The organism is Stenotrophomonas sp. 57 (genome assembly GCF_030291075.1).
GTDB lineage: Bacteria > Pseudomonadota > Gammaproteobacteria > Xanthomonadales > Xanthomonadaceae > Stenotrophomonas.
Genome location: NZ_CP127407.1, coordinates 4126847 through 4145978 on the forward strand (window position 1 = coordinate 4126847; position 19132 = coordinate 4145978).

17 protein-coding genes are annotated in these 19132 nt (G+C 66.3%); 7 read left to right on the top strand and 10 right to left on the bottom strand.

Going from position 1 to position 19132, the window contains the following annotated elements:
- Positions 1 to 52 precede the first annotated feature (52 nt).
- Complete coding sequence (gene yidA / locus QP512_RS18995) at positions 53 to 886, bottom strand: sugar-phosphatase (protein WP_286070239.1); 834 nt, start codon at positions 884 to 886, stop codon at positions 53 to 55.
- A 149-nt stretch (positions 887 to 1035) separates the two neighbouring features.
- Between yidA and QP512_RS19000 the strand changes: the two genes are divergently transcribed.
- Positions 1036 to 1698, top strand: a complete 663-nt coding sequence (locus QP512_RS19000; protein WP_049431964.1) for an exopolysaccharide biosynthesis protein — start codon at positions 1036 to 1038, stop codon at positions 1696 to 1698.
- Positions 1699 to 1787: 89 nt separating this feature from the next.
- On the opposite strand, the gene QP512_RS19005 is transcribed toward QP512_RS19000, so the two are convergent.
- Positions 1788 to 3098, bottom strand: a complete 1311-nt coding sequence (locus QP512_RS19005) for a sorbosone dehydrogenase family protein (RefSeq protein ID WP_286070240.1) — start codon at positions 3096 to 3098, stop codon at positions 1788 to 1790.
- A complete protein-coding gene (locus tag QP512_RS19010) occupies positions 3091 to 3531 on the bottom strand; it encodes a DUF2231 domain-containing protein (protein WP_121504203.1) in 441 nt (146 codons plus the stop codon). The genes QP512_RS19005 and QP512_RS19010 overlap by 8 nt, the downstream gene beginning before the upstream one ends.
- A gap of 328 nt (positions 3532 to 3859) precedes the next feature.
- Here QP512_RS19010 and QP512_RS19015 point away from each other — a divergent pair, with 328 nt between their 5' ends.
- Positions 3860 to 5626 carry a S8 family serine peptidase gene (locus tag QP512_RS19015; RefSeq protein ID WP_286070241.1) on the top strand — a complete coding sequence of 589 codons (1767 nt, stop codon included), beginning with the start codon at positions 3860 to 3862 and terminating at the stop codon, positions 5624 to 5626.
- On the top strand, positions 5626 to 6204 hold the full coding sequence (locus tag QP512_RS19020; RefSeq protein ID WP_343229519.1) for a DNA breaking-rejoining protein: 579 nt from the start codon (positions 5626 to 5628) through the stop codon (positions 6202 to 6204). The genes QP512_RS19015 and QP512_RS19020 overlap by 1 nt, the downstream gene beginning before the upstream one ends.
- Before the next feature lie 267 nt (positions 6205 to 6471).
- Here QP512_RS19020 and QP512_RS19025 read toward each other — a convergent pair whose 3' ends face one another.
- The 5 genes from QP512_RS19025 to cyoA all read right to left on the bottom strand — a co-directional run bounded on the left by QP512_RS19025 (position 6472) and on the right by cyoA (position 11140).
- Positions 6472 to 7143, bottom strand: coding sequence for an SCO family protein (locus QP512_RS19025; RefSeq protein ID WP_345783122.1), 672 nt, complete (start codon positions 7141 to 7143; stop codon positions 6472 to 6474).
- Positions 7144 to 7286: 143 nt separating this feature from the next.
- Positions 7287 to 7619 carry a cytochrome o ubiquinol oxidase subunit IV gene (gene cyoD / locus QP512_RS19030; protein ID WP_006399830.1) on the bottom strand — a complete coding sequence of 111 codons (333 nt, stop codon included), beginning with the start codon at positions 7617 to 7619 and terminating at the stop codon, positions 7287 to 7289.
- Between the two features lies 1 nt (position 7620).
- On the bottom strand, positions 7621 to 8256 hold the full coding sequence (cyoC, locus tag QP512_RS19035) for a cytochrome o ubiquinol oxidase subunit III (RefSeq protein ID WP_286070244.1): 636 nt from the start codon (positions 8254 to 8256) through the stop codon (positions 7621 to 7623).
- Complete coding sequence (gene cyoB / locus QP512_RS19040) at positions 8253 to 10229, bottom strand: cytochrome o ubiquinol oxidase subunit I (RefSeq protein ID WP_286070245.1); 1977 nt, start codon at positions 10227 to 10229, stop codon at positions 8253 to 8255. Before cyoB ends, cyoC begins: the two co-directional genes overlap by 4 nt.
- 5 nt (positions 10230 to 10234) lie before the next feature.
- Positions 10235 to 11140: a ubiquinol oxidase subunit II gene (cyoA, locus tag QP512_RS19045; protein WP_286070246.1), complete on the bottom strand. Its 906-nt coding sequence runs from the start codon at positions 11138 to 11140 to the stop codon at positions 10235 to 10237.
- 183 nt (positions 11141 to 11323) lie between these two features.
- Between cyoA and QP512_RS19050 the strand changes: the two genes are divergently transcribed.
- The 4 genes from QP512_RS19050 (at position 11324) to QP512_RS19065 (ending at position 15196) form a co-directional block, all read left to right on the top strand.
- Complete coding sequence (locus QP512_RS19050) at positions 11324 to 12739, top strand: PLP-dependent aminotransferase family protein (RefSeq protein ID WP_286070247.1); 1416 nt, start codon at positions 11324 to 11326, stop codon at positions 12737 to 12739.
- Between the two features lie 73 nt (positions 12740 to 12812).
- The gene (locus tag QP512_RS19055) at positions 12813 to 13073 is read left to right on the top strand and encodes a hypothetical protein (RefSeq protein ID WP_286070248.1); all 261 of its coding nucleotides are present in this window, start codon (positions 12813 to 12815) and stop codon (positions 13071 to 13073) included.
- Positions 13073 to 13672, top strand: a complete 600-nt coding sequence (locus QP512_RS19060) for a DUF6436 domain-containing protein (protein WP_286070249.1) — start codon at positions 13073 to 13075, stop codon at positions 13670 to 13672. Before QP512_RS19055 ends, QP512_RS19060 begins: the two co-directional genes overlap by 1 nt.
- A 9-nt stretch (positions 13673 to 13681) precedes the next feature.
- The gene (locus QP512_RS19065) at positions 13682 to 15196 is read left to right on the top strand and encodes a PLP-dependent aminotransferase family protein (protein WP_286070250.1); all 1515 of its coding nucleotides are present in this window, start codon (positions 13682 to 13684) and stop codon (positions 15194 to 15196) included.
- Between the two features lie 83 nt (positions 15197 to 15279).
- On the opposite strand, the gene QP512_RS19070 is transcribed toward QP512_RS19065, so the two are convergent.
- Entirely contained in the window at positions 15280 to 16581 is a 1302-nt protein-coding gene (locus QP512_RS19070; RefSeq protein WP_286070251.1) for an aminotransferase class V-fold PLP-dependent enzyme, read from the bottom strand.
- A complete protein-coding gene (locus tag QP512_RS19075) occupies positions 16581 to 18983 on the bottom strand; it encodes a TonB-dependent receptor (protein WP_286070252.1) in 2403 nt (800 codons plus the stop codon). Before QP512_RS19075 ends, QP512_RS19070 begins: the two co-directional genes overlap by 1 nt.
- Positions 18984 to 19132 lie beyond the last annotated feature (149 nt).

Consider the following 19132-nt stretch of genomic DNA (forward strand, 5'->3'; position numbering starts at 1 on the left):
GCCTGCGTGTGCCAACCAAGGTGGGCAGCCACCAGAGCAGAGGGACGCGCGGTTACTGCAGGACGAAACGCTCGATCGCGCGCGCCACGCCTTCATCGGCATTGCTGGTGGTTTCGAATCGCGCCACCGCCTTCACCGCGTCGATGGCATTGCCCATCGCCACGCTGGTACCGGCGTACTGCAGCATGGTCAGGTCGTTCTCCTGGTCGCCGATGGCCATCACGTTGGCGCGGTCGATGCCCAGGTGCTCGGCCAGCTTCTGCAGGCTCGGGCCCTTGCCGGCGCGGCGGTCGAACACTTCCAGGAAGAACGGCGCGCTCTTCAGCACTGCGAAGCGCTCGGTCAGTTCGCTGGGCAGGCGCGCGATGGCAGCATCCAGCACCTCGGGCTCGTCGATCATCATCAGCTTGATGAAGGACATCGACGGGTCCATGTCTTCCACGCGGCGATAGGACAGCGGCATCCTCGAAAGATGCGAATCGGCCACGGTGTAGTAGCTGATGTCCTGGTTGGGCGTGTACATGCGCTGGCTGTCCAGCGCCTGGAAGTGCACGCCCACTTCGCGGGCTACCTGCTCGCAGAACAGGAAATCGTCGAAGCTGAGCGGATACTCGACCACGGTTTCGCGCGTGCCGACGCGCTGCACCAGGCCGCCATTGCAGGCGATGCAGTAGTCGTCGCCGCCGGTGATGCCCAGTTCGTGCAGGTACGGCGCCAGGCCCGGAACCGGGCGGCCACTGGTCAGCACGATGTGCACGCCCAGCGCCCGCGCCTGCGCGATGGCCTTCCTGGCGCGGGGGGTGAGCTGGTGCGATGGGTCCAGCAGGGTGCCATCCATGTCGATGGCGACCAGTTCGATGGTCGATTGCCGGCGGCCCATGTCCATTGCGGTCAACTCGTGCGGGGCACGCCAGTTTACCCCCTCATGCCCGGTTCACCTCTTTGCCCACGCTGGCCGGGATACTGCAGGAGCCTGTGCGTCCCCCACCGCAGGACGGCCCGTTGACCGCCCTTCCCTGGAGAACCTTGCGACGCATGACCTACCGTGCCCCCGAAACCAATGACAGCGCGCCCTTAGCCCAGCAGATCGAGCAGATGATCGACGAGCTGCCCGGCGAACAGGTCAGCGTCGGCACCCTGCTCAGCGCGCTGGGTGATGAGGGCCTGCTGCTGATCGTGATCCTGCTCTCGGCCATCTTCATCATTCCCGTATCGATTCCCGGGCTGAGCACCGTGTTCGGCGCCTCGATCCTGCTGATCGGCCTGAGCCGGGTACGCAACCGCCCGCTGTGGGTGCCGCAGAAGCTGGCGCGCCGTGAGATCGCCACCGACAAGCTGAAGGCCAACCTGGGCCGTGCGCTGAAATGGGTGCACCGCATGGAGCGGCTGTCGCGGCCGATGCGGCTGGCGGTGATGGTGCGCTCGAAGAAGATGATGCGCCTGAACAACCTGGCGCTGGTCGTGGCCACCCTGCTGCTGATGGCGCCTGCCGGGCCGATTCCCTTCAGCAACACCCTGCCGGCGTTGGCGCTGATGTCCTTCGCGATCGGTTTCATCCAGCGCGATGGTGCCGCGGTGGCGGCCGGTTACGCCTTCGTGGTGGCCACGATGGTGTATTTCGGCGTGCTGCTGGGCGGCGTCGGGTTTGCTGCCGAGTCGGTGTTCAGCGGGTTCCGCAGCGGTACTGCGGAACTGTAGAGCCGAGCCCACGCTCGGCTGCTCGTCGACCTGTACGCGGAAACCCCGCGCTTCGCGCGTAAGCCGAGCATGGGCTCGGCTCTACAGAGCTACTTGGCCGATACACGCCACACCACGTCACCCACGTCGTCGGCCACCAGCAATGCACCCTCGGCGTCCATCGCCATGCCCACCGGGGCGCCCATCAGCGTCTTCTCATCCTTCGATGCAAAACCGCTGACCACGGTCTGCGGCCGCCCGGTCGGCTTGCCGTCCTTGAACGGTACGTACACCACTTCGTACCCGCTCAGCGGCGAGCGGTCCCAGCTGCCGTGTTCGCCGATGAAGGCACCGCCGTGGTATTGCGGCGGCAGCGCCTGGCCGGTGTAGAACAGCAACCCCAGCGGCGCCACGTGTGAGCCGATGGCGTAGTCGGGCACGATCGCCTTGGCCACCAGGTCCGGCCGCTGCGGCTGCACGCGCTCGTCCACGTGCTGGCCGTAGTAGCTGTAGGGCCAGCCGTAGAAGCCATCCTCCTTCACTGAGGTGAGGTAGTCCGGCACCAGGTCGGCACCAATCTCATCGCGCTCGTTCGCGACTGCCCACAGCTGGCCGGTGCTCGGCTCCCAATCCAGGCCGGTGGGGTTGCGGATGCCCGAGGCAAAGATGCGGCTGCCACGGGTGGCTACGTCCACTTCCAGCACCACTGCGCGGCGGTACTCGACGGCCAGGCCGTTCTCGGTGATGTTGCTGTTGGAGCCCACGCCCACGTACAGCTTGCGGCCATCGCGGCTGGCCAGCAGCTCCTTGGTCCAGTGGTGGTTGATGGTGCTGGGCAGGTCGGTGAATTCGCGGCCCTTGTCGGACATGCGGGTTTCACCGGGCACGTAGTGGTACTGCATGATGTTGCCGGTGTTGGCCACGTACAGCGTGTCACCAATGAGCTGGATGCCGAATGGCGAATGCAGGCCTTCGATGTAGACGTGCTGGGACCAGGTGTTCGTGCCCGGCGTGCGACGCAGCAGGGTGACCCGGTTGCCGCCCTTACCGGCCTTGCCCGAGCGCGCCTTCACCTTGCCGGCGATCCACTGCTTGGGCGTGGTGACGGGTTCTTCGCCGGGGCCGTTGCCTTCCACCACCAGTACATCGCCGTTGGGCAGGGTCAGCAGGCGGCGCGGGTGCTGCAGGTTGGCGGCGATGCGTTCGATCTTCAGGCCCTCGGCAACCGACGGCGATTGACCCTCGGCCCAGCCGACGCCCTTGGGAACCTGCATGGGCGGCATGAGGAAGTTCTTCGGTGCCGGCAGCGGCGGCTTCGCGCCGGACTGGTCGCTGGGGTGGTATTCGGCCTTGCCCGCGCAGGCCGACAGGGTGACGGCCAATGCCAAGGCGACGACGGTGGGCAGGGTGTGCTTAGCCATGACGACCTCCCTGCAGCACCGGCGGCTGCAGCGACAGCAGGATCAGGCCCAGGGCGATCAGGGCCACGGTCAGCGCGGACAGGATGGTACCCGGCACTGCAACGGCGTAGGCATCGCGGCTGTGCACGAACGCGTTCCAGATCGCCAGCAGCACCGCCACCAGGTTGAGGAAGAAGTCGATGCGGTCGATGCGGGTGGCCGTGCCGTTGCGGCGCCAGACCGCAAACAGGTTGATCAGGCGCGGGATGATGGCGATCAGCAGGCCGAAGGTGATCAGCCATGCGGCGGCCTTGCCCCACATCACCTCGGCGCTGTTGAGATAGATCGCGTCGAAGATCAGTGCGCCGACGAAGAAGCCGAAAGGTATCGGGTTCAACAGGCTGAACAGCGTGGTGCCAAGGCCGCGATGGGCCTGGGCGAGCGGATTGACCATCATCGTGCTCCGTGCGGAAGGGTGCACGGGCTGTAGTAGCACAGCCGCGTGTGAAGCCACGCGATGACACCGCTTGTGTAGAGCCGAGCCCATGCTCGGCTGCTTTACACACGGGACCGTCCGATCAGCCGAGCAAGGGCTCGGCTCTACAGGAATGCGCAGTCGTCATTACCCCACGGCATAAGTGTTTGTGACGCAATCGGCACATCTGCAGATTGGGTGTGTGAAGAGGTAGGGGGTTCTTCGTTGTGTCGCGTTTCGCTCGTTGCGATGGGGCAGTTCCGCCCCGCCGTCCTGCCATGCCGATTCACAACAGAAGGATTCGTGTATGAAGCGACACACGCAACGCACTGCGCCACCGCGCTCCGCGCGCCTGGCCCTGGCCACTGCCCTGGTGCTGGGCAGCCTCGCCGCCACCGTCCAGGCCCAGCAGGCTGATCCGCTGGCGGGTATCCAGTGGCACCTGCTCAACACCGGGCAGACGGTTCCGGCCGACACACTGCCGGTGGCCGGCAACGACCTGAACGTGGATGGCCTGTTCCGAAATGGCATCCGTGGCCAGGGCGTCACCATCGCCATCGTCGATGATGGCCTGCAGATCGCCCACCCGGACCTGGCCGCCAACATCGCGGCGGTGGCCGGCAAGAACTTCACCAATGGCTCGAACAACCCTACCCCGACCAACCCGGACGTTGATAACCACGGCACCATGGTCGGTGGCATCGCCGGCGCGGTGGGCGCCAACAACCTGGGCGTGCGCGGTGTGGCCCCGGCGGCGACGCTGAAGGGTTTCAACCCGATTTCGCGCTCGGCCCTGGGCAACCAGCAGAGCAACATCGAGTACGCCTGGTGGGACGGCGCGGAATCGGCCGACGTGCAGGTGTTCAACAACAGCTGGGGCGCCGGCCCGGGCAATCCGAACCTGCCGCTGGCGTACAGCGAAAACACGATTCGTTCGTACGAGCAGGCACTGTCGGGCACGCGTGGTGGCCGCGGCGGCATCTACGTGAAGTCGGCCGGCAACAACTTCAACAATGCCTCGATCAGCCAGACCCAGGATGTCTGCACCACCGACACCAAGAACCGCAACACCGGCTGCGTGCCGGCCGGCCGCGATCCACGCAACAACCTGTTCAACGTGATCACCGTAGGCGCGGTGCGCGCCGATGGCGTGCGCTCGTCTTACTCCTCCACCGGCCCGGCGCTGTGGGTGTCGGCCTTTGGCGGCGAGTACGGCCTGCAGGCGCAGTACGCCCCCGGCCTGGTGGCGCGCGCCTACGACCCGGCCATCGTCACCACCGACGTGACCGGGTGCGTGCAGGGCAGCAACAAGAACACCAACCGCCAGAACACGCTGGACAGCAACTTGTCGGCCATCGACAGCACCTGCAACTACACCGCCAAGATGAACGGCACCTCGGCGTCGGCGCCGATGGTATCGGGCGTGGCGGCACTGGTGCTGGAAGCCAATCCGAACCTGTCCTATCGCGATGTGAAGTACATCCTGGCCACCACCGCCACCCGCAACCATCCGAACCAGCCGGCGGTGACGCTGGCCGACGGCCGCACGCTGGTGCCGGGCTGGACGGTGAATGCGGCCAACCGTGCCTATAGCAACTGGTACGGCTTTGGTGTGGTCAACGCTGCGCGTGCAGTGCAGGTCGCCGAGAACTTCCAGTCGCTGGGACCACTGGTCGACAGCGGCTGGCGCAACACCACGCGCACCGTGGCCATCGGCAACACCTCGGCCGCCGCCGCACGCCTGACCTTCCAGTTGGCCAATGGCGCGCGCAACATCGAAAGCGTGCAACTGGGCTTCCGGGTCAACCACCGCAACACACGCCAGCTGCAGTTCGTGCTGGTGTCGCCCAGCGGTACCCGCAGCGTGGTGCAACCGGCATTCACCGCGATCGGCTCAGGCACGGGTGGCGCGCAGAGCAATTTCACCAGCTGGGACCTGCTGTCCAGCAATGCCTTCCTGGATGAGAATGCCAGCGGCACCTGGACGCTGGAAGTCACCGACATGGGGCAGGCCGCGACCGCAGCATCGCGCGGCAACCTCGAATTCTTCAAGATCCGCGTTCTGGGGCACTGATGATGAAGACGACCATTCTGTTGAGCACGCTCGCCTTCGCGGCGATGACCTTCCCTGCCTGGGCACAGAGCTCGGGGCAGACTCCTCCGGCCAGGACTCTATCGACCGTGGATGCGCAGGAACTGAAGGCGTCCGCTACCGGCCGCTCGTTCGATGTGGGCGGCACGCGCTTCCAGCTGTCTCCCTCGACCACCGTGAAGCAGGCCAGCGGCGGCCAGTTCACGATCACCCCGCAGGCGGCGGCGACCACCAGCTCGCGCACCAAGCGTTCGCTGGATGGCGCAGCGGCGGCGCCTGCTGATGCCGGCGCCGGCAAGTTCGCGGCGGCGGTCTCACGTGACGGAGCGCCGGTGGTGGCGACGTCGCGGGTCAAGGTGTTCTTCACCGATGCAGCATCGGCCCAGCGCGCGGCAACTGCCACCGGTGGCACCGTGGTGAAGGTGTCGAAGGCTTCGGGCCAGGCCATCGTGGAGTACCCGTCGGTGAACGCGGCGCTGGATGCGACCACCAAGCTGCTGTCCACCGCCGGTATCCGCGCGACAGAGCCGGACGTGGTGCAGTGGGAAGAGACCAAGTAAAGCGTTGAGTGGTGCCCCGGCCGGTTGGCTCTCCTGGCCGGCCGGGGATTGACACTGGGGGAGATGTGCCGACCAACGGTCGGCACCCACCGGGGCGGCGAGCATGTAGAGCCGAGCCTATGCTCGGCTGCTGTTTGCAGGCTGCGCGGTAAGCACGGAGCCGAGCATGGGCTCGGCTCTACAGCTGTGCCAACCAAGGTTGGCACCTACCAAGAGCAGATCCAGACGTGCCAACCCACTAGGAGCAGTGGTCGGCACACACCAGCGTCAGCGCGCGGCGATCGTGTCGCTGTGCTTGAGGCTGCAGCTGGCCAGCGCGTCGTTACCTGCCGCTGGATGGGCCGGTTCCAGCAGCAGGCGCTGCACGTCAGAAAACAGTTCGTCCACCGGCATGCCGTAGGGCGCGAACAGGCGCAGGCGGCCCTGGCGGTCGAACACGTAGCCACCGGCGATGTGGCTCACGGTGTAGGTATGCGGTACCTGGCCGGGCTCTTTTTCGTAGAACGCCTTGAAGTCACTGGCCATCGTGGCCAGCTGCGCTTCGTTGCCGACCAGCGCGATCGCCTTGGGGTCGAACGCTTCCACATAGGTGCGGGCGACTTCGGGCGTGTCGCGTGCGGGATCGACGCTGACGAACACCACCTGCAGCTGGTCGGCATCCTTGCCCATCAGGTGCTTCACCTGGCTCAGCTCGACCATGGTGGTCGGGCACACATCCGGGCAGCTGGTGAAGCCGAAGAACAGGTAGGTCACCTGCCCCTGCAGGTCCTTCGGGCCACGCACGGTGCCGTGGCTGTCGGGCATCGACCAGTGCTGGCCAAGTTCTTCGCAGGCGATGTCCCTGGAATAGAAGTCCATGCGCGACTGCGCGCTGCAGCCGGCCAGCAGGCCGATGGCCAGGCCTGCCAGCAGCGGCAGACGGAAACGGGGAGAGAACAACGAACGGGCAACAGCAGCAGGACGCTTCACGGGTACCACCAACGCAGATGCGGGCGGGGTCTCGGTCAGGCCTGCCCTTGTGGGGAAAGAAGGCTGAGGTGCCGGGGTGATCGTGCGGTCCATGCCGATCACCCCGGCCACGATCAGTTGATCATCATGTGGTAGTGCATGCTCCAGATGATCCAGACCGACAGTGCGACGACGATGAACAGGATCACCAGGGTGAATACGAAGCTGGCCAGGTTCCAGCCACCTTCGGATTTGCGGTCCATGTGCAGGAAATAGACCAGCTGCACCAGGATCTGCGCCACCGCGAAGCCGACCAGCAGGAACAGCGTGAGCGGCCGCGACAGCACCGGGTTCATCACCAGCGCGAACGGCACCACGGTCAGCAGCGCACACAGCACGAAGCCGATCAGGTAGGACTTGGTGGAACCGTGCGCATTGCCGGCGCGCGAAGTTTCGACGTGGGCCATGTCAGAAGGCTCCGATCAGGTAGACGAAGGTGAAGACGCAGATCCACACCAGGTCCAGGAAGTGCCAGAACAGGCTCAGGCACGAAACGCGGGTGATGTTGGTCGGGGTCAGGCCACGGCGGTAGACCTGGTGCATGACCACGGCCATCCAGATCAGGCCACTGGCCACGTGCAGGCCGTGGGTGGCGACCAGCGCGAAGAACGCCGACAGGTAGGCACTGGTGCTCGGGCCGGCACCTTCGTGGATCAGGTGCGAGAACTCATAGATCTCCATGCCGATGAACGAGGCACCGAGCACGAAGGTCACGCCCAGCCAGCGCAGCACCGCCGAGGCATCGTGGCGATGCATCGCCAGCACGGCCTGGCCGTAGGTGATGCTGGACACCAGCAGCAGGAAGGTCTCGGCCATCACGAACGGCAGCGAGAACAGGTCCTTGCCGGTGGGGCCGCCGGCGTAGGCGGTGCTGAGCACCGCATACGAGGCGAACAGCGAACCGAACAGCACCAGGTCGGACATGAGGTAGACCCACATGCCGAACACCTTCATGCCGCCCTGCTCGTGGGCGTGGTCGTGCGCGTGGTGGTCCTCGTGCGCCTGGGTGTCGCTGGCCAGCTCGGGGCGGGTCAACAGGTTCATGCGCGTACCTCCTTCAGCTTGGCCAGGTTGGCCGCTTCGGTGCGCGCCACCTCTTCGGAACTGACGTAGTAGTCCACGTCCTCGTCGTAGGACCGCACGATCAGGGTCACGATCATCGCGATGAAGCTGGCCGCGGCCATCCACCAGATGTGCCAGACCAGGGCGAAGCACAGCACCAGGATCCAGATGTTGAGGATCAGCGGCACGCCGGTGTTCTTCGGCATGTGGATCGGCGCGTACGTCTTCGGCGGCGGCGGCAGGCCACGCTTCTTCGCTTCGTGGAAGGCGTCCAGCTCATCGGCCTTGGGCACCACGGCGAAGTTGTAGAACGGCGGCGGCGACGGCGTGGCCCATTCCAGCGTGCGTGCATTCCACGGGTCGCCGGTCAGGTCCAGGTTGTGCTTGCGGTCGCGCACGCTCACGTAGATCTGCACCAGCATCAGGATGATGCCCGCGAACACGAACAGCGCGCCGATGAAGGCGGCGATCAGGTACGGCGTCCACGCCGGGTTGTCGTACTGGTTCATGCGGCGGGTCATGCCCATGAAGCCCAGCATGTACAGCGGCATGAAGGCCAGGTAGAAGCCGATTACCCAGCAGGCGAACGACCACTTGCCCAGGCGCTCGTTGAGGGTGAAGCCGAACACCTTCGGGAACCAGTAGGCGAAGCCGGCCAGGTAACCGAACAGCGCGCCGCCGATGATGGTGTTGTGGAAGTGCGCGACCAGGAACAGGCTGTTGTGCAGCAGGAAGTCCGCGCCCGGGATGGCCAGCAGCACGCCGGTCATGCCACCGATGGTGAAGGTGACCAGGAAGGCGATGGTCCACAGCATCGGCACGCTGAACTCCACGCGGCCACCGTACATGGTGAACAACCAGGTGAAGATCTTCACGCCGGTGGGAATGGCGATGATCATCGTCATGATGCCGAAGAAGGCATTGACGCTGGCACCGGAACCCATGGTGAAGAAGTGGTGCAGCCAGACGATGAACGACAGGATGCCGATCGCCAGCGTGGCGCCGACCATCGACTTGTAGCCGAACAGCTTCTTGCGCGCGAACGTGGCGGTCACTTCGGAGAAGATGCCGAACGCCGGCAGCACCAGGATGTACACCTCCGGATGGCCCCAGGCCCACACCAGGTTCACGTACATCATCGGGTTGCCACCCAATGTGTTGGTGTAGAAGTTGAAGTCCAGGTAGCGGTCCAGGGTGAGCGCACCCAGTGCCACGGTCAGGATCGGGAAGGCGGCGATGATGATCACGCTGGTGACCAGCACGGTCCAGGTGAACACCGGCATCTTCATCAGGGTCATGCCCGGCGCACGCATGCGCAGGATGGTGATGAACAGGTTGACGCCGGTCAGCAAGGTGCCGATGCCCGAAGCCTGCAACGCCCAGATGTAGTAATCGACACCGACGCCTGGACTGAACTCGATGCCCGACAGCGGCGGATAGGCCACCCAGCCGGTCATGGCGAATTCGCCCACGCCGAGCGAGATCATCATCAGCGCGGCGCCGACCACGAAGATCCAGAAGCTGAAGGCGTTGAGGAACGGGAACGCCATGTCGCGCGCGCCGATCTGCAGCGGCACGATGATGTTCATCAGACCGACCACGAACGGGGTGGCCACGAAGAAGATCATGATCACGCCGTGCGCGGTGAAGATCTGGTCGTAGTGCTCCGGCGGCAGGAAACCGTCACTGCCCGGCCCGGCCGCGGCCAGCTGCGCGCGCATCATCAGCGCGTCGGCGAAGCCGCGCACCAGCATGACCAGCGCCACCACCACGTACATGATGCCGATCTTCTTGTGGTCCACGGTGGTGAACCAGTCACGCCACAGCGGGCCCCACAGCTTGAAGTACGTCACCGCGCCGAGCAGCGCGATGCCACCCAGCACCATGGCCGCCAATGTGACCACGACGATCGGCTCGTGCAGCGGCACGGCCTCCCACGTCAATTTACCCAACATGTTCGTTACTCCTGGGAAACCTGGGCACCACCGGCAGCGCCCGCCGGGGTAGCAGCAGCGGTGTTCTCACCGACGCCGATGAACTGGTCGATGACCTTCTTGAACAGCAGCGGTTCAACACTGGAGAAGTGCTGCACCGGTGCGTTCTTCGACGGCGCGGCCAGCCCCTTGAACTGCGTGAAGCTGAGCGCGTCGGGCGCGCTGCGCACCTCGGCCACCCAGCGATCGAAGTCTTCGTTGCTGCTGGCAGTGGCGATGAACTTCATGTTCGAGAAGCCATGCCCGCTGTAGTTGCCGGACATGCCACGGAACTGGCCGGGCTCGTTGGCGATCAGGTGCAGCTGCGTGCGCATGCCGGCCATCGCGTAGATCTGCCCACCCAGCTGCGGGATGAAGAAGGTATTCATCGTCGAGTTGGAGGTGATGTTGAACGCCAGCGGGCGGTTGGCCGGGAAGTTGAGCTGGTTGACCGTGGCGATGCCCAGGTCCGGGTACACGAACACCCATTTCCAGTCGGTGGCGATCACGTCCACGTGCAGCGGTTCGCCGGCCACGTCCAGCGGCTTGTACGGGTCCAGTTCGTGGGTCGACTTCCACACGATCACCGCCAGGCCGGCAATGATCAGCAGCGGCACGCCCCAGACCACGATCTCCACCTTGGTGGAGTGCGACCAGTCCGGCGTGTATTTCGCCTTGGTGTTGCCGGCACGGAAGCGCCAGGCGAACACGAAGGTCAGTACGATGGCCGGTATCACCACGATCAGCATCAGGCCGATGCAGATCAGGATCAGGTCGCGCTGGGCGAGCCCGACCATGCCCTTCGAATCCAGCAGCACCCAGTCACAGCCCGACAGGCCGACGCAGGCCAGGGCGACCAGCGCCAGGCGGATGCGGTTCCAGCAGATATTCATTGGAGGTCAACCCTGTTGAAGAAGCGCGCTTGATCGGCTCGCCTGCGCGCAGCGCCCGGGCGTGGAGCGGCTACACTGTGGGTACGAGGTCGCCTACAAGAGGGCGAACGACTCCAATCAAGCCCATACAAGATACATCATTGTATGGACTTGTGCACCTGCACGTATGGAAAAACCTGACCGATGACACCACCTGCCGCCGGCCGCCGCCTGAAACACCCCAATCGCACCTGGGTTCGCCCCTTCCGCGAGGGCGCCGGCCCGCTGTACCTGCAGATCGCCCAGCAGGTGCGCGAGGCGGTGGATGACGGCGTGCTGCGCCCGGGCGACCGGCTGCCGCCGCAGCGCGACCTGGCCCAGCAGGTGGGCGTGGACCTGACCACGGTTACCCGGGCCTTTGCCGAACTGCGCCAGGCCGGCCTGCTCGACGCGCAGGGCGCCGGCGGCACCTTCATCGCGCTGTCGGCCGGCAACCGCAGCACCTCGGTGGACCTGAGCATGAACATCCCGCCGCTGCTGGGCAGCGCGCCGTTCGCGCAGGGCATGGAGGCCGGCTTCCAGCACGTAGGGCAGCAGCTGGGCCAGGGTGAACTGATGAGCTACCACGTCGGCGCCGGTACCCGCGAGGACCGCGCCGCCGCGGTGCAGTGGCTGGCGCCGATGCTGGGCACGGTGGGCGCCGACCAGGTGGTGATCTGCCCCGGCGCGCAGACCGCGCTGTGCGCGCTGATCCTGGCCCGCACACAGCCGGGCGAACTGATCGCCGCCGAACAGCTGACCTACCCGGGCCTGCTGGCCGCCTCGCGCGTGCTGCAGCGGGGCGTGGTGCCGGTAGCGATGGACGCCGAAGGCATGTTGCCCGATGCGCTGGAAGAAGCCTGCCAGGTGCGCCCTCCGCGCCTGCTCTACCTGGTGCCGACCATCCAGAATCCAACCACGGCAACGATGTCGGCACAACGCCGGCAGGCTCTGCTGGCCGTCGCCAAGCGCCACGATCTGACCGTGATCGAAGACGATCCCTACTGGTTGCTGGCTGGGGACGCCGCGCCGCCGCTGGCCGCGCATCGCGACGCCGGCTGCCCTGTCTACTACATCTCCACCCTGTCCAAGTGCCTGGCCCCGGGCCTGCGCACCGCTTACCTGGTGGTGCCGGCCGGCGAGCCGATGGAGCCGGTGCTGGACGCCCTGCGCGCGATCGCCCTGATGCCGACCCAGTCGATGGTGGCGGTGGCTTCACAGTGGATCCGCAGCGGCCAGGCCCAGGACATGGTGCAGCGCTTCCAGCAGGAGCTGCGCGAGCGCCAGGCGATTGCCGCGCAGTACCTGCCGTCCCGTGCCCAGGCGCACCCGGCCGGCCTGCACGTGTGGCTGCCGCTACCGCTACGGCTGGACCAGTACCGGCTGATCCAGGCCGCACAGGAACAAGGCCTGGGCATCGCCAGCTCCGATGCCTTCAGCGTGGAAGAGCCGCCGCCGGGCAACGCGATCCGCCTGTCGCTGGGCGGTGCGGTTGACCAGGGCGCGCTGGCCGGAGCGTTGTCCAAGCTGAACGAGATCCTGTCTGAAGCGCCCGAGGCCCGGCACAGCGCCATCGTCTGAGTCGTCGACGTGGCGCGAGATCCATACAAGATGATATTTTGTATGCAATGTATGGATGAAGGGACGTGCGTCAATGCGCACCGAGAAAGTGAAATTCCACGTGGTGATGGCCGGTTGCGGTGGCTTTGTCGTGCTGATGCTGGCCGCGCTGGCCTGGGTCTGCCTGCAGCCGCAGACCGTGGATGTGCAGGCGGCCGAACGCCATGCCATCGAGCAGTGCGTGCAGCGCAGCGAGGATCCGTCGCGTAGCGAGATCCAGCGCCGTGCGCAGGCCGATTCCTGCCGCGAGATGCGCAAGCAGTACGAGCACAAGTTCGGCGGGGACGCGTCCTGATGGGCGCAGCCGCGCCGCGTCGCCGCTGGCTGCTGCCGACGATGATCGCCCTCGCCTGCCTGTTCATGGCCGGCGTGGCGGCTGCGCTGTGGCAGTACTTCGGCTACAGCGCGCAGTCCACGTTCACCGAACAGGCCATCGTCTTCGACGACTCGCAGCTGCGCCTGCCGGCCGATCTGGCCGGAGATACGGGCCGCATCCGCGTGGTGCATTTCTGGGACCCGGCCTGCGGGGTGTGCAACCGCGAGACCGGTGCGCACCTGAGCTACCTGATCAGCATGTACCGCCGCGCCGGCATCGACTTCTATGCGATCCGCCGCCCGGGCACGCAGGGCGAGCTGCCCGAGCCGTTGCGCAGCAAGGTGATCAACCTGCCGACCATCGACGGCATCGAGAACATCCCGGCCAGCCCTGCCGTGGCGATCTGGGACCGGCACGGCCATCTGGCCTACGCAGGGCCGTACAGCATCGGCATGGTCTGCAACTCGGCCAACAGTTTCGTCGAACCGCTGCTGGACAGACTGGTGCGTGGTGAAACCGTGCGCCCCAAAGGACTGCTTGCCGTGGGCTGCTACTGCCCGTGGCAGGCCAAGCGCTGAGGACGCGCAATGACATCACTGGCTCTGGGTGGCGCGACCGCCGCAAACAACAACGGCGGTCACCTGTCCGAACCGACCGATGGTTATGGACAGGCGCCCGCCGTTGGACGCAACGATACGCCCCGACATGCTCCGTACATGCCGCGACCGGATGTCGCAGCGCGCGAGTGGGTGCAGGACGTGCTCGCGCACAGCGGTCCGATCTACCTGCGCATCGTCAATTCGCTGGAGCGCACGGTGCGCCGTGGTGGTCTGGCACCCGGACAGCGCCTGCCCTCGCAGCGCGCGTTGGCGCAGCAGCTGGGCATCGACCTGACCACGGTCACCCGCGCCTTCGATGAAGCACGCAAGCGTGGCCTGATCGAAGCGCGTGGACCACAGGGCAGCTTCATCGCACCGCCCAAGGCCGGCTTCGACCAGGTGGTGGACCTGAGCATGAACGTGCCGCCGGTGCCCGATGCCGACGCGCTGGCGGAGACGCTGCGTCGCGGCGCCGCCGCCGTGCTTGCGCGCAGCAACGCACCGAACCTGATGACCTATCACCTGGGGGGCGGCAACCCCACTGATCGCCATGCCGCGGCGCGCTGGCTGCAGCCGATGCTGGGCGCCGTGGATGACAACTGCCTGCTGCTGACCGAAGGCGCGCAGGTGGCGCTGGCCGCGATCCTGGTCAGCCAGGGCCGCGATGGCGATGCGATCCTGTGCGATGCGCTGGTCTATCCGGGCCTGCTGCAGGCCGCAGCGGCGCTGGGGCGTCGGCTGCTGCCGGTGGACGGCGACGAACACGGCATGTGCCCCGAGGCGCTGGCGCGGCAGGCACGCGACAGCGGCGCGCGGCTGGTGTATCTCAACCCCACCTGCCAGAACCCGACCGCGCTTACCCTGCCCCTGCAGCGGCGCGAGGCGCTGGCGCGGGTGCTGGAACGCGAAGGCCTGCTGGCGATCGAGGATGATCCGTACTGGCACCTTGCCGAGGACGCGCCAACGCCGCTGGCGACACTGGCGCCGCGCCATGTGTTCTACGTGGCGACGCTGTCGAAGGTGATCAGCCCCGGCCTGCGCACTGCCTTCGTGCACTGCCCGAGTGCCGCACGCGCCGAGGCGATGACGGCCGCGCTGCGGGCAACGCGGTTGATGGGCCATCCGCTGGTGTCGGCGCTGGCCAGCCAGCTGCTGCTGGATGGCTCGGCGCAATCGTTGCTGGCGCAGGTGCGCAGCGAAGCACGCGAGCGCGTGCGCATGGCACGCTATCTGCTGGCACCGTCGCTGCTGCAGCGTGCCGAAGGCCTGCATGCCTGGTGCCGGATACCGGCGCCGTGGACCGACGCGACCCTGGTTCGCACTGCGCAGCTGCAGGGCTTGGCGATTGCGCCGTCATCGGCGTTCTGCCCGCCCGGCGTGTCGCACCCGAATGGGGTGCGCCTGTCACTGGGGCTGGCAGCCGACCGCAGGCAGCTGGAAAGCGCGTTGCGACGGATTGACCGATTGCTGTTGTCGGATGCGTTGCCGGCCATCGAACGGTAGGTGGAGAGCATCCACGCAGGGCGTGGATCTACGCGATCCGCTTCGGTAGATGCCAACCTTGGTTGGCACCTACCGAAGCAGGGTCAGGCCAAGACGGAAAGGGCCTGCACCAGCGCGTCCATCTGTGCTGGCCGGGTGAACACCGACGGCGTCACCCGTACACAGGCACCCGATTCCAGGCCATCGCGGTACGTGGTGAAAATCCGATGTTCATCCACCAGACGCTTCTGCAGTGCCTGGTTCTGTTCCACCGAGGTGTGGCCGCGCAGGCGGAAACTGGCCAATGCACTGGCCAGCGCCGGATCCGGCGAGGACAGCACTTCGATGTGCGTCATCTGCCGCGCGGGTACGGTCCAGCGCTCGCGCAGGTAGCGCAGGCGCGCCTGCTTGTTGGCCACGCCGATGCGCTGGTGCAATGCGATCGCCTCCGGCAGCGCCAGATAGGCGGCGAAGTTGACCGTGCCGGTGTGCACGCGGCTGCCGACACGGCCATCGTCGGCCTCGCCCATGTACGGGTCGAGGTCCGCCACACGTCCCCTGCGTACGTACATCGCGCCGACACCAACCGGCGCGCCGATCCACTTGTGCAGATTGATGCCGACGAAATCAGACTTCAGCTGCGGCACCGCGTAGTCGATCTGGCCGAACCCGTGCGCGGCATCGACGATCACCTCGATACCGCGCGCACGTGCACGTTCGGCAATCGCGGCCACCGGCAGCACCAGCCCGTGGCGATGGCTGACCTGGGTCAACAACACCAGCTTCAGGCGTGGCAACCGCGCGAACGCAGTCTCGTAGACCTGCAGAATCTGCGCGTGGTCCGGCACCGCCGGCAGCGCGATGCGCTCCACCTGCACGCCACGGCGCTGCTGCAGCCAGCGCATCGCACCGATCATGCTGTCGTAGTCGATGTCCGCGTACAGCACCTGGTCGCCGGGCTGCAGGCGGTTGTAGCCACCGATCAGCGCCAGCATCGCCTCGGTGGCGCCCCGCGTCAGCGCGATCTCATCCGCACCCACGCCCAGCAGCTCGGCCACCTGCCGCTGTACTGCCATGTACTGCGCCGGGAATTCACGGCGGCCGTACCAGGCGTTGCCACGGTTCACGTCAGCGGTGTGGCGCTGGTAACTGGCCAGCGTCTCAAGCCCCATCGCGCCCCAGTAGCCGTTCTCCAGATGGTTCACTTCGTCGGTGATGTCGAACTGGCTGGCCACGGTGGCCCAGTAGTTTTCATCGCGGGCCAGCACGTCCGGCGCCACGGTCGTTGCGGGAATCTCCATCGGCGCAGCGTAACGCGTGGCAGCCATGGCTGGCAGTGAAGACAGTGCCACTGCGGCCGGCAGCAATGCACCGGCGCGCAACAGGGAGCGACGACAAGCGTCCATCAGAAGGTCAGCCGGTACTGCGCGTACAGGTTGGCACCGTCGGTGTCGTACGGCGCGTTGCGCGAGTAGACCAGGCCACGGCTGGCCTGGAACGTGGCCTCATCCGGGTAGCGATCGAACACGTTGTCGGCACCCACGCGCAGGCTGTGGTGCTCGTTGATGCGATAGCCAACAGCCAGGTCGAGGAAGCTCATCGCACCGAAGCGCTGGTAGATGTCGCCCACTGCATTGCCGCTGGAATCGGTCCAGGCGCCGTAGTAGCGCATGCGCACCATCAGCGACCAGGCGCCGACGTCCCAGCTGCCGGTGAGGCTGCCCTTGTGCTCGGGCAGGCGGTCCTCGAACAGCACGCGCTGGGTTTCGTTGGTGGCCACCGAGGTGCTGCCGTTGTCCACACGGGTGCGGTTGTAGTTGTAGGCCAGGGTCAGCGTCATGCGGCCGGCGCCGAGATCGCGCAGGTAGTTGCCGACCACGTCCACGCCGGTGGTGGTGGTATCGAAGTCGTTGGTGAAGTAGTTCACCGAGGTGTAGCCCAGTGGGTTGGGCGTACCGGCCGGAATGGCGAAGCTGGCCGACTGGCTGAAGCGGTCGGTGAGCTTGATCTGGTAGACATCCACCGAGCCGGACAGGCCCAGATCGCTGCGCCAGGTCAGGCCCAGCGAGGCGGTGCGCGATTCTTCGGGCTTCAACGGCTTGGCCCCAAGCAGCTGCGCCAGCGGATCGTTCGGCGACAGGCGGCCACTGGTGAAGATCTGCAGCGTGCGCGTGTCCAGGCCCTGGCTGGTGCTGGTGGTGTTGAGCTGCGCCGGCGTCGGTGCGCGGAAGCCGGTCGACACGGTGCCGCGCAGGGCCACGTCCGGGGTGATCGCAAAGCGCGCCGACAGCTTGCCATCCAGCGTGCTGCCGAAGCTGGAGAAGTCCTCGTAGCGGCTGGCCGCGCCGATGCTCCAACGCTCGCCCAGCGGCACTTCCATGTCCACGTAGGCGGCCTTGCTGCGCTGGCTCCACTGCCCGGCCTGACTGGCCGAGAAGCCCGGTGCGCCATTGGAATTGGCCTCCAGGCCCGCCACGGCGCCCGGACCCACCGCATACGAGGCCGGATCACCGGCACGCACCTTGTAGGTCTCCTGGCGGAACTCGCCACCAAAGGCGACGTTGATCGGCTTGGACAGCGCGGCCACGTCCCATTCGTAGTTGAAGTCGGCGTTGGCGTTCTTCTCGGTCTGGGTCAGGCGGCCGAGGTCGAACGCGGTCGGGCTGGCCGGACCCAACGAGGCATTGATCGAGTTCTTCAGGTTGTAGTCGATGGCGTTGCGACCATACGAAGCACTGACATCCCAGCGCAGCTTCGGCGTGATCTCGCCACGCAGGCCGCCGACCAGCTGCAGATCGTTCTGCACGTTGCCGTACTGCGGGCTGAAGCCGACCGGGTACAGCGAACGCAGGTTCCAGCCCGGGAAGATCGACGTGGTGCGGTAGGCACCGGTGGTGGTGTCCGGGTTGCGCCAGTTGAAATCGCTGACGCCATCACTGTGGCTGTAAAGTCCGAACGCGTACAGCTCCAGCGCCTCGCTGGCGTTGGCCTTCACGTTGAAGCCGACGCGGCGGCTTTCCAGGTCCGGCTGGCCCCAGCGCTGCACCGGGTTGGGCACGTCCAGCTCCGGATGGGCCGCTTGGAAGGCGATGGCATCCGGGCGCTGGCGGGTACGCGACGTGGCATCGGAATTGAACGACTCGGCGAACAGCACCAGGCTGCCATAGTCGCCCAGCGACCAGCCGGTGCGCGCACTGAAGTTGCGCGAGGCACCGTCGCCCTGTGCGTACTGCGAGTAACCGGCGGTGATCTCGGTGCCCGGGCCGTCTTCGAGAATGATGTTGATGACGCCGGCGATGGCATCCGAGCCGTACTGCGCGGACGCACCATCACGCAGTACCTCGATGCGCTTGATTGCACTGGTCGGAATCTGCGCCAGGTCGGCGGCCTGCGCGCCACGGTTGCCGAGCAGCGCGCTGCGGTGGAAGCGGCGGCCGTTGACCAGCACCAGGGTCTGGTCCGGCGACAGGCCACGCAGGGTGGCCGGGCGCACGAACACCTGGCCATCGGCCATCGGCAGGCGCTGCACCACGAACGACGGCACCAGCTGGGCCAGCACGTCCTTCAGGTCGGTGGATTCAACGGACGTGATGTCTTCCTTGGTGAACACGTCCACCGGTGCCAGCGTTTCGAACTGGGTACGGTTGGACGCGCGGGTGCCGGTGACCAGCATCGCATCGAGCTGGGTGGGCATGGCGCGGCTGCCGCTGCTGGCATCGACCGCATCGGCCTCCGCTGCGATCGCGCCTCCTGCGCCGGCCATGGAAAGGGCAAGGAGGATGGAACGCGAAAGCTTCGAACGATGCACGGCAGGGCTCCGGGAGAACGCGACAGGGCCAGCGCCGGTACAGACGGTGCGGCGCTGGACAAGGCGCGCAGTCTCGGCGCGATCTGTGAAGGAGGCATGACGTCAGTGCGACAGCTGGGTGCCAGCCATGCGCAAGAACTGCTAAACGC